Source organism: Collinsella aerofaciens (assembly GCF_039836695.1).
Taxonomy (GTDB): Bacteria; Actinomycetota; Coriobacteriia; order Coriobacteriales; family Coriobacteriaceae; genus Collinsella; species Collinsella aerofaciens_BD.
The window spans coordinates 129,675-143,301 of sequence record NZ_JBDPAC010000004.1 but is presented as its reverse complement, the minus strand read 5'-3'; the positions used below and the strand labels follow the sequence as shown (position 1 = coordinate 143,301).

General features: G+C 61.2%; 11 protein-coding genes and 1 tRNA gene. All 12 read left to right on the top strand.

Translation table 11 applies throughout. The annotated features are described in order from the left end of the window. Positions 1-186 precede the first annotated feature (186 nt). Positions 187-264 (top strand) — tRNA-Asp (locus ABG996_RS03740). Between the two features lie 359 nt (positions 265-623). After that, positions 624-1,109, top strand: a complete 486-nt coding sequence (locus tag ABG996_RS03735) for an RrF2 family transcriptional regulator (protein ID WP_347478018.1) — start codon at positions 624-626, stop codon at positions 1,107-1,109. Between the two features lie 21 nt (positions 1,110-1,130). Next, a complete protein-coding gene (locus tag ABG996_RS03730) occupies positions 1,131-2,036 on the top strand; it encodes an HhH-GPD family protein (protein WP_347478019.1) in 906 nt (301 codons plus the stop codon). Between the two features lie 114 nt (positions 2,037-2,150). After that, entirely contained in the window at positions 2,151-2,690 is a 540-nt protein-coding gene (gene rbr, locus ABG996_RS03725) for a rubrerythrin (RefSeq protein WP_006235152.1), read from the top strand. 283 nt (positions 2,691-2,973) lie between these two features. After that, positions 2,974-3,606 (top strand): hypothetical protein, encoded by a 633-nt coding sequence (locus ABG996_RS03720; RefSeq protein ID WP_347478020.1) that lies wholly within the window; start codon positions 2,974-2,976, stop codon positions 3,604-3,606. Positions 3,607-4,039: 433 nt separating this feature from the next. Next, positions 4,040-4,474, top strand: coding sequence for a hypothetical protein (locus ABG996_RS03715; RefSeq protein WP_347478021.1), 435 nt, complete (start codon positions 4,040-4,042; stop codon positions 4,472-4,474). Positions 4,475-4,597: 123 nt separating this feature from the next. Next, positions 4,598-5,128, top strand: a complete 531-nt coding sequence (locus tag ABG996_RS03710) for a DUF6036 family nucleotidyltransferase (RefSeq protein WP_052043995.1) — start codon at positions 4,598-4,600, stop codon at positions 5,126-5,128. Further along, a complete protein-coding gene (locus tag ABG996_RS03705; RefSeq protein WP_347478022.1) occupies positions 5,125-5,688 on the top strand; it encodes a hypothetical protein in 564 nt (187 codons plus the stop codon). Before ABG996_RS03710 ends, ABG996_RS03705 begins: the two co-directional genes overlap by 4 nt. A 51-nt stretch (positions 5,689-5,739) precedes the next feature. Then, positions 5,740-7,095 carry a DNA recombination protein RmuC gene (locus ABG996_RS03700; RefSeq protein WP_347478023.1) on the top strand — a complete coding sequence of 452 codons (1,356 nt, stop codon included), beginning with the start codon at positions 5,740-5,742 and terminating at the stop codon, positions 7,093-7,095. Between the two features lie 125 nt (positions 7,096-7,220). Then, positions 7,221-9,023 (top strand): ABC transporter ATP-binding protein, encoded by a 1,803-nt coding sequence (locus tag ABG996_RS03695; protein WP_347478024.1) that lies wholly within the window; start codon positions 7,221-7,223, stop codon positions 9,021-9,023. Positions 9,024-9,086: 63 nt separating this feature from the next. Beyond that, a complete protein-coding gene (gene nth / locus ABG996_RS03690) occupies positions 9,087-9,752 on the top strand; it encodes an endonuclease III (protein ID WP_271743087.1) in 666 nt (221 codons plus the stop codon). Positions 9,753-9,909: 157 nt separating this feature from the next. After that, complete coding sequence (gene mfd, locus ABG996_RS03685) at positions 9,910-13,542, top strand: transcription-repair coupling factor (protein ID WP_347478025.1); 3,633 nt, start codon at positions 9,910-9,912, stop codon at positions 13,540-13,542. The last annotated feature ends 85 nt before the right edge of the window (positions 13,543-13,627 follow it).

Sequence of the window (13,627 nt, the reverse complement as noted above, 5' to 3'; positions counted from 1 at the left end):
AGGTATCGGGTTCCCACATTCATCCGCACATGTGCGGATGAATGTGGGAGGTGTTCGGATAAAGTTGATAATCAAGGGGAGGGACCCAAAAAATTTTTTCAAAAAAGTTGTTGCGCGCCAGACAGACTTCTGTGTATACTAATCCCCGCAGCACACGCGAGCGGAAACAAACGCGAACGTCTGCCTGGGGAGTTAGCTCAGTTTGGTTAGAGCGCCGGCCTGTCACGTCGGAGGTCGCGGGTTCGAGCCCCGTACTTCCCGCCAACGCAATTAAAGCCACGTCTTCGGACGTGGCTTTTTGCGTTTGATGCACTTTGTTTCGATAGAACGATCGCCCTGGTGCATCTTCGCCCAGAATCCCCGCGCCTTCGGGAACGCAAGTAAAATCTAATAAGTATATCTGTCTGAACAACAGCTTTGTTGCGCAACACCTGTTCTACGAGACAGGGGGTTAGGCTATACTAAATTGCACTGTGCGCCGCATCTGATGCATTTCGCTCCAAGCGCGGCACTCAGTGGATATCCGATTTACCATTTGGATGTCCTGGCGGTCATTTAGCGTCTCGACACAAGCTCGGCCCCGGAGCTCGTTCGAGCTGTTCGTATTCCTTGAAAGGGGAAAAATGGACATATCGAGGAAGACTGATTACGCCCTTCGAATGCTGGCGATGCTTGCTGAGGATCCGGAGTGTTTGCTTTCTGTTCGCACCGCTGCCGAAGAGGTCAATGTCCCGTATTCGTTTGCCCGCTCGATTCAGCACGGTTTGGTCCGGGCCGGTATTGTGGAGAGCCTGCGTGGCGTCCACGGTGGCATGCGTCTCAAGGTCAGTCCGGACGACGTCACTATCCGCCAGGTCGTCGAGGCCGTTCAGGGTCCTATGGTTATGAACGATTGCACCGCGCCCGATGGTGACTGTGCGCGCATGGGCGCGTGCTGCTATCATCCCCTGTGGGCCGGAGCTCAGGCGTTGATGCGCGACTACCTCGATTCCGTTTCGCTCGGCGACATCGTCGCTCACCGCCAGTTCCCGGCCGTCGATCCCAAGTTCGCCAACCGCGAAGCGTTTCCCGAGTACGCCACCTGCGCGTGCGCTTACCGGGAGGAATAGCGCCGCATAAGGAGCATAGCCATGATTCAGGACCCCTTTCGTTCGATGATTCGTTCGGAAGGGGTCCTGCGTTATCGCGACCTTCCGTGGCGCCGCACACGCGATCCGTACATCATTTGGCTTTCTGAGGTCATGCTGCAGCAAACACAGGTGCCGCGTGTGGAGGCGCGCATGCCGGTGTGGCTCGATCGTTTTCCGACTGTGCAGGCGCTTGCCCAGGCCGCGCCTTCCGATGTTTTGGACGCTTGGCAGGGCATGGGCTACAACCGACGCGCTCTGGCGCTTCACGGGGCCGCTCAGCGCGTTGTAGAGGACTGGGACGGGGAGTTTCCGCGTGAGACGCGTGACTTGGTCGCTCTGCCTGGTATTGGCCCGGCAACGGCGCAGGGTATCCGTTCGTTTGCGTTTGATCTTCCGGGCGTGTATTTGGAGACCAATGTGCGCACGGTCTTTTTGCATCATTTCTTTCCCGATGTGCCGGCCGTTCCCGATCGCGAACTGGTGCCGCTGATCCAAGCTGCCTGTCCGGCGGTCCCCGGTGCGGCGGCGGACGAGATCGCGCCCTTTGCCGCGCCTCAAGACGATGCCGACACGCCGCGCGCGTGGTATTACGCATTGCTGGATTACGGCGCGTATCTTAAAAAGACACTGCCCAATCCGTCCAGGCGGTCGGCGGGCTATAGTCGTCAGTCCAAGTTTGAGGGCTCGCGCCGCCAAAAGCGCGCGCATATCGTGCGTATGTTGTTGGCAGCGCGCGATGGGCAGCCGGCGGGGATTACGGTTGATGAAGCTGTTGCAGGCGTTAACGAGATGGAGACGGCAGCCGGCCGAGATTCGGTCGAGCGCGAGCTGGTCGCAAGTATTCTTGCCGATCTGGAGCGTGAGGGCTTTTGCCGAGCCGAGGGCGATCGCTGGCTGAGCATCTAGCCTGTGCAAATCTGAAGAACAGGATTGTAAGGTTTAGATTTCCGGCATGAGGGCATCCTAAAGACAAGGTCGCTCAAAGCCTATGGGCGGCACGTGTTGAAGGGAAGTACACCTATGGATTTTGAGAATTCCCAAACCAAGAAGAACCTCGAGACCGCTTTTGCCGGTGAGTCCCAGGCACACACCAAGTATCGCTACTACGCATCTAAGGCCAAGAAGGATGGCTACGTTCAGATTTCGAATATCTTTGCCGAGACGGCGGGCAACGAGTCCGAGCACGCCAAGCTGTGGTTTAAGTATCTGCACGACGGCGCCGTTCCGGGCACTCTGGACAACCTGCGCGACGCCGCCGCGGGCGAGAACTACGAGTGGACCACGATGTACGACGAGTTCGCCAAGACCGCCGAGGAGGAGGGCTTTGCCGAGATCGCCGAGAAGTTCCGTGGTGTCGCCGCCGTCGAGAAGGCCCACGAGGAGCGCTACAACAAACTCGTCGAGCGCATCGAGTCGGGCGAGGTGTTTGAGCGTGAGGGCGTGAAGGTATGGAAGTGCCTGAACTGCGGGCACCTGCACGTTGGTGCCGAGGCGCCTGAGGTGTGCCCGGTGTGTAACCACCCGAAGGCGTACTTTGAGGAGCAGGTGGTGAACTACTAGCGCTTGGCGCTGGCTGCTGCGGAGCGCAGGGCGGGAGGCCTGATCGCCTTCCCTCCCCGCTCACGGCTCCGCAGGGTCGCGTTGAGGGAAGGCAATCCGGCCTCCCGCCCTGCGCTCCGGCGTTGGGTCGTCGCGTGCTCGTTACAGAAAAGCTGATAAGAAGTTTGTGTGCCGCCCCTTATGGGGCGGCACGTTTTTGTGGGGGCCGGTTGGGGCGGTGACGTTGCTTAGAGGGTACACTGGGTAGCGTTGGCTATTCGTTTCCTCTTGTGAGGTGTTGGTTATGGGTAAGAAGTCTCGGGCTCGGGTTGCTGCGGCGGGAACTCGCAAGGATCCTGGTCGTCGGGTTGCCGAGGGTAAAAAGGCCGATCGTGCCGAGAAGGACAAGAAAGTCGGCGCGCATGCTCATCCTGAGTGGGCGCCTCATTTGAATTCGGCTAGTGAGGATTTGACTGCCAAGTTGTTTACTCTGGTCGAGGTAATTTTGGGCGTGGTGCCCCTTGTGGTTATCGGTTTATTCTTGGCTTCGAAGGACGCCACGAGTGTCGATAAACTCACCGAGGTCTTTTCGCAGGACCCCTCGATGGTGGTCTCGTTTATTTCTGCGTGCTTGCAGCCGTTTGTGGCGTACATGCTGTATATGGTCTACCGCAAATACTGCGAGGGTGATGCGGGCTTTGCCGCCGGTAACCTGATCGGTCTTTTGTGCTCCGAGATCCTACTGCTCAATATCCCGGGCGTCATCGGTATGGGCATCTTGCTGTGGCGTGTTTGGCGCAACGTTGCCCCGCACTTCGAGAGCTGGTTGTTTGAGCGTCGCTTTGCGGGCGTGGTGGCCGATATTGCGGGCTCGCTCGTGATTCTAGCCTTGGCGTTTCTGTGCGCCACCGCCGCCCGCGGTCTCGCGGGCATGTAGTCTGTTCTCACCGACCACGGGGCGCAGGGCGGGGAAACCTTCCCCTCTCGCTCACGGCTTCGCAGGGTCGCGCGAGGCAAAGGTTTCCCCGCCCTGCGCCCCGGCGTTGAGTCGTCGCATGCTCGTTACAGAAAAGCTGATAATAAGTTTGTGTGCCGCCCCTTTGGGGCGGCACTTTTTGTGTGGGGTCCCGGTCTCCACAATTTTCGTCAAGCTTTTGGTTAGATTTTGGTCAGTTGGCGTAAGGGTGGAAGGCCAAAAGATTGCTGGCGAAAAAAGCTCAGAGAAAGTGCTGGTAGGGGAGTTGTTGAGCTTTTCGACAGCTTTTGAGCAAAAGAAACTTTGTGGCTATTGCCGGCGATTGCGTTGTCGCGGTCATGGCGGTGCGGGATGCTGGTCGTAAGCGTCGAATGCTCCGATTTTGGAGGCCAGCATGGATCTGTTTCTTGAGACTCCGCAGCAGCAAGCCGAGCGCATGTTGCGTCAGCAGCAACGACTCATGGAGATACAAATGCAAGGGGCGGCAGTCCAGCCCTTTGCGCAAAATGTCGTGCCCGCTGCTGTACCTGCAGCTGTGCCCGGGTGCGAATCGGCACCAGAGGCCTATTCCGTACAGCAAGATTCATATGCGCAGGAGCTCGCGTTCGACAAGTGTCGTGCGCGTCGTCGCCGTGTGGGCCAGCGCTTGCGCACATTGGCGATGATCGTGCTCATCCCGTTAGGGCTTGCGGCCATCTTTCTGGCGTCGTATGCGCTCACCTGCATCCTCAACGGTGCTTCGCCCGGCGAAGTGCTCCAACATCTGTCGGCCCTCGGCCAGCGCCTAGGCGATGTCATAACAACAATCCGCGCCGGCTGGGAGAGTTAGCGTTTGTCACATTAGGACTTCTAGGGTGTAGGGATTATCGCCACGAGCGGAATTCTTGCATCCTGTTGGTCCTGTCGTGCGACTGAATAGTATTATTGAAGATGAATAATAATAGGATTTGTTATGTATAAGCAGGATTTAGAACAGACTCTGTTGGGCATTGACGAAGAGGCAGAGCTGGAAATAGGTCCAAGAGACGACAGGCCGAGCGTTGTATTGGTGGGAGGAGGCGCCTTCATGCTAAACGATGTGACGAATCGTTCGGTTACACATGACATCGATGTGTTTGAGGCAGACAGGTGCCTCCGCGAGATCATAGCTCGATACCCCGAGGTGAATGGTATGGCGGTGGCATATTGTAATCAGATGCCATTCAATTACGAAGATCGTTTGATCCCCTTGGATATTGGGGCGCGTTTTATCAGGTACTTTACGCCATCCTTGGAGGACCTGGCGGTAATGAAGCTCTATGCCTACCGCCCGAACGACATCGTCGATCTTCATAGCCAGGCATTCGTCGACCGACTTGATTGGGGACTGCTCGAACGGCTTATATTCGACGAGGGCGAGGCGCTGGCGTCGTCGCCTTCGGAGCGGAGTTATCAAGAGATGGTCTGCGCATACAGCCAATACAAAAAGGAGGTGCTCGGTTGAATCTGACCTTTGAGGGATTCTTAAAAGGCTATTGCCGAGAGCTATCCGGACAGCAGTCGCTCAGTTTTAGAAAACTGGTTAAGCAGGCGACGACGGTTGCGCCGCGCGTGGCGGAGCCCCTGTTTTTGCTCGCTTTGGCACAGGGTAAAGCCGAATACGTTCTGGGCTTATCCGAGGGTTTGTGGATGGAAGAGGGTTACCGAGGCGTTTTGTCCTTGTACGCCCAAACGGGTAGCCTGGCATCTCTATGCGCCGAGGACAAACTTCCTAATCGTTATGCCAACGTTTGGCGTGCGTATAGAGCGGTGAAGGAAAAGCCGACGGTCGACAGAAGGGTGAACGCCCTGATGAGAAAGAAAACGCTGGGAGCATTGGAGGAATCGGGTGAAACGCGCTATGGCCTCTGCCGTGCTCTGCACCTGAATAAGGGAAACGTTTACGCATACTTAGCCGGTGATGACTCAAAGGTGAGCAGGAAGACAGCGCGCCGTATTATGGAATATGCGGAAGAGAGAAGCACCCAAGAAGGCGCCGGGCGCCCGGTGCGTGTGGCGGGGTAAGATTGATCGCGGTTTTGATTGATGGTCGATTGAGTTTGTTGGGCGAAGTCTATGTCTGCTATTGATATCGTGCTTGTTGTGATCGTCTTGGTGGCGGTGGGGGTTGCTGTGGCTTGTGCCCTGCAGCTCAAGGGCCTTCGCGCCGAGCTGCAGGAGCGTGGCGATGACGGGGCAGAGATGCTGGCTGCGCTCGAGCAGGCCAACAACGCGCTCGACACCCTCAACGTCGCGTTGGCAGAAACCCGCCGCACGGCAAATGCCATCGCGCAGCAGCAGACGACCGATGCGGCCGTAGAGCAGCAGCGTTACCTGACCATCGCGCGTGAGTTCTCGCAGGCTGGCGACCGTATGGATGACCTTCGCCGCGAGACGGCCCAACAGCTCGGTGCCAACCGCGAGGGCATCGAGCACCGCCTGGACAAGGTGCGCGAGACGGTCGATGCCCAGCTGGGCGCCATCCGCAAGGACAACAACGTGCAGCTCGATCAGATGCGCGCGACGGTGGACGAGAAACTCTCCCGTGCGCTCAACGATCGCCTGTCTGCATCGTTTAAGCAGGTGAGCGACCAGCTCGAGGCCGTGTATAAGGGTTTGGGCGATATGCAGTCCATTGCCACCGGCGTGGGCGACCTCAAGCGCGTGCTGGGCAATGTAAAAGCGCGCGGCATTTTGGGCGAGGTACAGCTGGGTGCAATCCTGGCGGACATCCTTACGCCCGACCAGTATCTGGAAAACGTCGCCACCAAGCCCGGCGCCTCGGAGCGCGTTGAGTTTGCCGTCAAGCTGCCGGTGGACGAGGGCGATCCCGTGCTACTGCCGATCGACTCCAAATTCCCGGGCGACGCGTACGAGCATCTGCTCGACGCGCAAGAGTCGGGTGATGCCGAAGCTGTGGCCACCGCGCGCAAGACACTCGATGCTATGGTGAAACGCGAGGCAAAGGACATCTGCGAAAAGTACCTGAGCGTGCCCGCGACCACCAATTTTGGCATTATGTTCGTGCCGTTTGAGGGCCTGTACGCCGAGGTCGTCAGCCGCCCCGGGCTTATCGAGACCCTGGGCCGCGACTATCACGTTAACGTTGCCGGCCCCAGCACCATGGCGGCCATCCTCAACAGCCTGCAGATGAGCTACCAGACGTTTAAGTTGCAAAAACGCACCGATGACGTGCTGCGCGTGCTCTCTGCCGTCAAGGCCGAGCTGCCGCGCTATCAGGCGGCGCTGCGCCGCGCCCAGCAGCAGATTGAGACCGCAGGAAAGACGGTCGAGGGCATCATCACCACGCGTACCAACGTTATGGAGCGCAAGCTCAAGGATATCGACGCGCTGGAAGACGCGCGGGAGGCCGACGAGATCTTGGGACTCACGTCTGCGGAGCTGCTCGCAGACCAAAAAGACGAGGACTAGCTGCATCTGACGGCGGGGCGCCTGCGCAAGCGCGGGACGCGGGCGCTTTTCGCGTCGCACTTGTCTGAAGTGCGCTTTAGTGTGCAACAATGGCGTTTCGCCCTATCAGACGCGAAAGGAAGCCCATGTCTCAGAGAAACACCAGTCCGCTCAAACGCTCCACCGTGCGCCGCACGCTGCAGCGCTTTTGGGACGTCACGCGCACGCGGCCACTGATCGTCTTTCTCTCGGTGTTCTCGTCGGCGGGCTACATCTTTTTGCTCACGTTTGCCAACACCTACGTGATGGCCCTCATCGTCGACCGCGTCCAAGCGGGTCCCGTGGCGGGCGACCAAGTATTCGAGGTCTTTGGCCCCTACATTCTGGCGCTCGTGCTCGTTAACCTAGTGGGCCAGATCCTCTCCAAGCTGCAGGACTACACCGTCTACAAGCTCGAGATTGCGGGCAACTATCACCTGGCGCGCCTGTGCTTTGACACGCTCTCCAATCAATCCATGACATTTCACACCAGCCGCTTTGGCGGATCGCTTGTGAGCCAGACGAGTCGTTTTATGAGTGGCTACACGGGCTTGGTCGACGTGACGGTGTATTCGCTCATTCCCACCATCACCTCGGTTGTCTGCACGGTGGCGGCGCTCGCTCCGGTGGTGCCGACGTTTACCGTGATCCTGGTGGGCATCATGGTCGTCTACATTGCGTTTGTCTGGCTTATGTACAAGCGCATCATGCCGCTTTCGGCCGCGACGTCCGCCGCTCAGAACAAACTGTCGGGCGTGCTGTCCGACGCGGTCACGAATATCCTGGCCGTCAAGACCTGTGGGCGCGAGGACTTTGAGCGCGACCTGTTCGATACCGCCGACCGCGCCGCGCGCGATGCTGAAACGGTTTCGATGCACGCCATGATGCAGCGCAACTTTACGACCTCGGGCCTTATCGTCATCACCATGGCCGTGGTGAGTGTGTTCGTCGCGGGTGGCAACGCGTGGTTTGGCATCTCGGCCGGCGCGCTCGTCATGATCTTTACCTATACGTACAACCTCACCATGCGTCTGAACTACGTGAGCTCCATGATGCAACGCATCAACCGCGCGCTGGGCGATGCGGCCGAGATGACGCGCGTGCTGGACGAGCCGCGCCTGGTAGCGGACGACGAGAACGCTCCCGAGCTCAAGGTGGGCGAGGGTGCGATTGATTTTGAGCACCTGAGCTTTGCATACCGTGACGCCGCGGCGGGCGAGAGCGTGTTCGACGACCTGACGCTCCATGTGGCGGCGGGCCAGCGCGTGGGCCTGGTGGGCAAATCGGGCTCGGGCAAGACGACGCTCACCAAGCTGTTGCTGCGCCTGGACGACGTACAGGGCGGCTGCGTGCTCGTGGACGGCCAGGACGTCTCGCGCTGCACGCAGCAGAGCCTGCGCCGCCAGGTTGCCTACGTGCCGCAGGAGGCGCTACTGTTCCATCGCTCCATTCGCGAGAATATCGCCTACGGTCGCCCCGACGCCACCGACGAGCAGATCCGCGAGGCGGCTCGCTTGGCTAACGCGACCGAGTTTATCGACCGCCCGCCCCGTGGCTTTGACACCATGGTGGGCGAGCGCGGCGTTAAGCTTTCGGGCGGCCAACGCCAGCGCGTGGCCATTGCCCGCGCTATCCTGACCGACGCGCCGATTCTGGTGCTCGACGAGGCGACGTCTGCCCTGGACAGTGAGTCCGAGGCGCTGGTGCAGGAGGCGCTCGAGAACCTGATGCGCGGCCGCACCTCCATTGTGGTGGCACATCGCCTGTCCACCGTGGCGGCGCTCGACCGCATCGTGGTGCTGGCGGACGGCGAGATTGTCGAGGACGGTACGCATGCGCAGCTTGTCGAGGCGGGCGGCGAGTATGCGAGCCTGTGGGGCCGCCAGACCGGCGCATTTTTGGAGGCGTAAAGACCCCATACGTGGGACAATCGTGCCCATAGGTTTGTTATGCCGCCGAGCCGAGGAGTCGATATGCCACGCGAGACCAATGCCGCCAAACGCGAGCGCGCCGTTGAGGTGTGCGAGCGCCTCAACCGTCGCTATGGCCCGGTCGAGTGTTTTTTGGATCACGAGAATCCCTTTAGGCTGCTCATCGCGGTGCTGCTCTCGGCGCAGACGACCGACGCGCAGGTCAACAAGGTGACGCCGAAGCTGTTTGCCCAGTGGCCCACACCCGAGGCCATGGCGGGGGCGAGCGTGGCCGATGTGGCCGATACCATCAAGTCGCTTGGCTTTTATAAGAGTAAGGCCAAGCACGCCGTGGAGGCCGCGCAGATGATTGTCGCCGATTACGGCGGCGAGGTACCGGCCGACATGAAGGAGCTCGTCAAACTGCCGGGCGTGGGGCGCAAAACGGCGAACATCGTGCTCAACGTGGGATTTGGCATTGTCGAGGGCATCGCGGTCGATACACACGTCAACCGCATTGCGCACCGCCTGATGCTGAGTCCCAAGACGCATGCAAAGGAGCCGCTCAAGACCGAGCAGGATTTGCTCAAGATTTTGCCGCACGAGTATTGGGAGTCGGTTAACCATCAGTGGATCACCTTCGGTCGCGAGATCTGCGACGCCCGCAAACCCAAGTGTGACGAGTGCCCGCTGGCAGATTTGTGCCCCAGCGTGCGCGTAGCGGGGTAGGGCGGAACGCATCTTCGTCTGGCGTTTTTTGCGGGGCTGGGTTTGCCCTTGAGCCGGAGTCCTCTCCATGCGCTACCATGACAGACAATGTATTTGACGTACGACCCGCCGAGCTTGCCTCGGCGGGCTTTTGGCGTTGCAATGCCGGAGGAACAGCATGCTCATTCACCGTATAGCCGCGCAGCTCTACACTGCCGAGGCACTGCAGACCGTCGAGGCCGGGCTCGATTCTGGCGAGGACGTGACGCTGGCCGTGTCGCAGTCGGGCCGCACGCTTATGGCCGCCGCCCAGTTTGCGCGTCGTCCGCGCCCCACGGTCTACATCGTGAGTGGCGAGGATGCGGCCGATCGCGCCGCACGTGGTCTGGCCGCCTATGTGGGCCTCGCGCGCGTGTGCCGCTTTCCCGAGCGCAAGGACTACCCTTGGCGCGAGCAGGCGCCCGACGACGCCGTGGTAGCCCAGCGCTGCGAGGCGCTCGGGCGCATCGTGCGCGGCGACAACTGCATCATGGTCGCCTCGGCTCGCGCGCTGCTGCGCTGCGTGCCGCCGGTCGAGAGCCGCTACTGGGAGTCCACTACTTTTGCGGTGGGCGAGGAGATTCCTTTTGACGAGGTGCCGCAGCGTCTGGTGGGCATGGGCTACACCAATGCCGGCGCCGCCGACGCGCCCGGCCTGTTCCGCGTGCACGGCGACACCGTCGAGGTGTTTCCCGCGCAGGAAAAAGCGCCCGTGCGCATTGAGTTCTTTGGCGACGAGATCGACCGCATCCGCCGCATGGTGAGTTCAACGGGCCAGACCATCGGCAACGAGGACAGCATCGAGATCTTCCCCTGCCGTGAGCTGGCGCTTACCGACGAGGCCGTCCACAACATGCATGTGGCGCTTTATCGCGCCAGCCAGGACGACAGCAAACTGGCCGCATTGCTCGAGATGGTGGATGCGCGCATCGTCACGCCCGAGCTCGACCGCTTTTTGCCGGTGATGTACGGCCAGACCGTGAGTCCGCTGTCACACGTGAGTGGCAAGGCGCTCGTGGTACTGTCCGAGCCGCGTTCGCTGTTCGACGACTGCCTGCGTGCCTATGAGGATATCGAGGCCCGTGCCGGCGAGGCGGGGGTTGACCGACTGGATGGCCTGTATGTACGTGCCCAGCAGCTCGATTTTGGTGCCCAGCAGCGCTTGAACTATGTGAGCCTCATCCGTGCCGGCGGTGCGGTGACGGCCGAGCTCAAGATTGAGCAGCCGGCCATCGCGGGCTCGGACAACCGTTTTATGACGCGCATTCAGGAAGTCGTGGGCAAGCGCTACGCCTGCGTGTTTGCCATTCCCGACCGCGGCGCGCGCGAGTCGATGGAGCTCACCTTTGGCGACGAGGGCATTACCTTTGAGGAATCGCTGACCGCGGCGCCCGAAAATGCCGGTGCCATCGGCGACCGCGTGCGCGTGGCAGCGGCGGATTCCGCCGATCGCGCCGCACGCCAGGAGGCCCATGCTTCCATTCGCGAGCGTCGCGCCGACGCGCTCAACGCCCGCTCGCTCGAGGCGGGCGCCGCGCAGGCTGCCGCCGGCGCCGCCGTGCCCACCATCTCGCGCGGGCGCGTGACCTTTGTGGACGCTGCCCTGCCGCAGGGCGTGGTGGTGCCCGACGCCAATTTGGCCGTGTTCTCGATCGCCGACCTCAACGCCCGCATGGATGCCAACCGCGCGCGCAGCCGCCGCAAGGTTGACATTACGCAGATCACCTTCCCGTTTAAGCCGGGCGACTACGTGGTGCACGCCACTCACGGCATCGCGCTCTTTAGCGAGATCGCGCGCCAGGAAGTGGGTGGCAAGGAACGCGACTACTTTTTGCTGGAATACGCCGATGGCGACAAGCTCTACGTGCCGCTGGAGCAGGTTGACCGCATTACGCGCTATGTTGGTCCCGACGGCGATAAACCGCGCTTGACCAGGCTCAACACCGCCGACTGGACGCGGGCTACCAACAAGGCGCGCAAGAATGCCAAAAAGCTGGCGTTTGACCTGGTCGACCTGTATACGCGCCGCTCGTCGATTACCGGTATCGCCTGTCCGCCCGATACGCCCGAGCAGATCGAGATGGAGGAGAGTTTCCCCTACGACGAGACGCGTGACCAGCTGGAGGCTATCGCCGACATCAAGGCCGACATGGAGGCGCCCAAGCCCATGGACCGCCTGCTGTGCGGCGACGTGGGCTTTGGCAAGACCGAGGTCGCCCTGCGCGCGGCCTTTAAGTGCGTGGACTCCGGCCGCCAGGTCATGGTGCTCTGCCCCACGACCATTCTGGCCCAACAGCACTACGAGACATTCTTTGAGCGCTTTGCCCCGTTTGGCCTCGAGGTCGAGGTGCTCAGCCGCTTCCGCACGCCGGCGCAGCAGAAGCGCGCGCTCAAGGCATTTGCCGAGGGCACGATTGACGTGCTTATCGGCACGCACCGCCTGCTTTCGGCCGATGTGAACCCCAAGAACCTGGGCCTAGTGATCATCGACGAGGAGCAGCGCTTTGGCGTGCAGCACAAGGAGCAGCTCAAGAACCTGCGCGAGCAGATTGACGTGCTCACGCTTTCGGCAACGCCTATTCCGCGAACCATGCAGATGGCCACGAGCGGCGTGCGCGACATGAGCCTGATCACCACGCCGCCCACCGGGCGTCGTCCCGTGATCGTGCACGTGGGGGAGTACGACCCCGATGTGGTGAGCGCGGCGATTCGCCTGGAGGTGGGCCGCGGCGGCCAGGTGTACTACGTGTCCAACCGCGTTAAGACCATCGATGACGCCGTGGCGCGCGTGCATGAGGCCGCGCCCGAGGCGCGCGTGGGCGTGGCACACGGCAAGATGAGCCCGCGCGAGGTCGAGGACGTGATGATCGAGTTCGCGACCAAGAAGATTGACGTGCTTATCGCTACGACCATCGTGGAGAGCGGTATCGACAACGCAACGGCCAACACGCTCATCATCGAGGACTCGCAGCGTTTGGGCCTGGCGCAGCTCTACCAGCTCAAGGGCCGTGTGGGCCGCTCTGCCACGCAGGCCTACGCGTACTTTATGTTCCCGGGCGAGCTGCCGCTCACCGAGGAGGCAACGGCGCGCCTGACCGCGCTTTCCGAGTTCCAGGACCTGGGCAGCGGCATGCGTATCGCCATGCGTGACCTGGAGATCCGTGGTGCCGGCTCGCTCATGGGCGCCGAGCAGCACGGCAACCTGTCGAGCGTGGGCTTTGATCTGTTTACGCAGATGCTGGGTCAGGCAGTGGCCGAGGCGCGCGGCGATGATGACGCCGGCGTGGAGGCGGCGAGCGTGGGCATTAATCTGCCGGCCGACTACTTCTTGTCCGAGGAGTACATGCCGGCGGTGGACCAGCGCGTGCTCGTGTACCGCAAGCTCGCTGCGGCTGAGGACCTGGAGAGTATCGACGAGGTGCAGGAGGAGACCGAGGCCGCGCATGGCGAGCTGCCGTTGGCGGGACTCAACCTGTTCAATCGCGCGCGCATCCGCATTCGCGGCGAGCGCCTGGGGCTCGAGAGCGTCACGCTCAGTGGCGGCCGCATCACGTTTTTGGGCGTCGACGTGCCCAAGAAGGTGGCCTTTGAACTAAAGACCCGCTATGGCGCGGTGAACTTCCCCAAGAGTCGCAAGCTGTCGGTGCCCTACAAGGCGGGCGCCGGCGCGGGCAGCGGCCTGGGTCGCGGCCTCGATGCCAACGACGGCACCGGCCCGGTGGCGGCCGCGCTCATGCTGCTGCAGCAGCTGGGTGCCAGCGACGACGACTAACAAGTAGGGGCGTGGCGGGACGGAGCTATCAGCTGCTCTTTGCCCCGCCGCCTCGCAGGTTGATTCTGACCCCATCGAAAGGAAA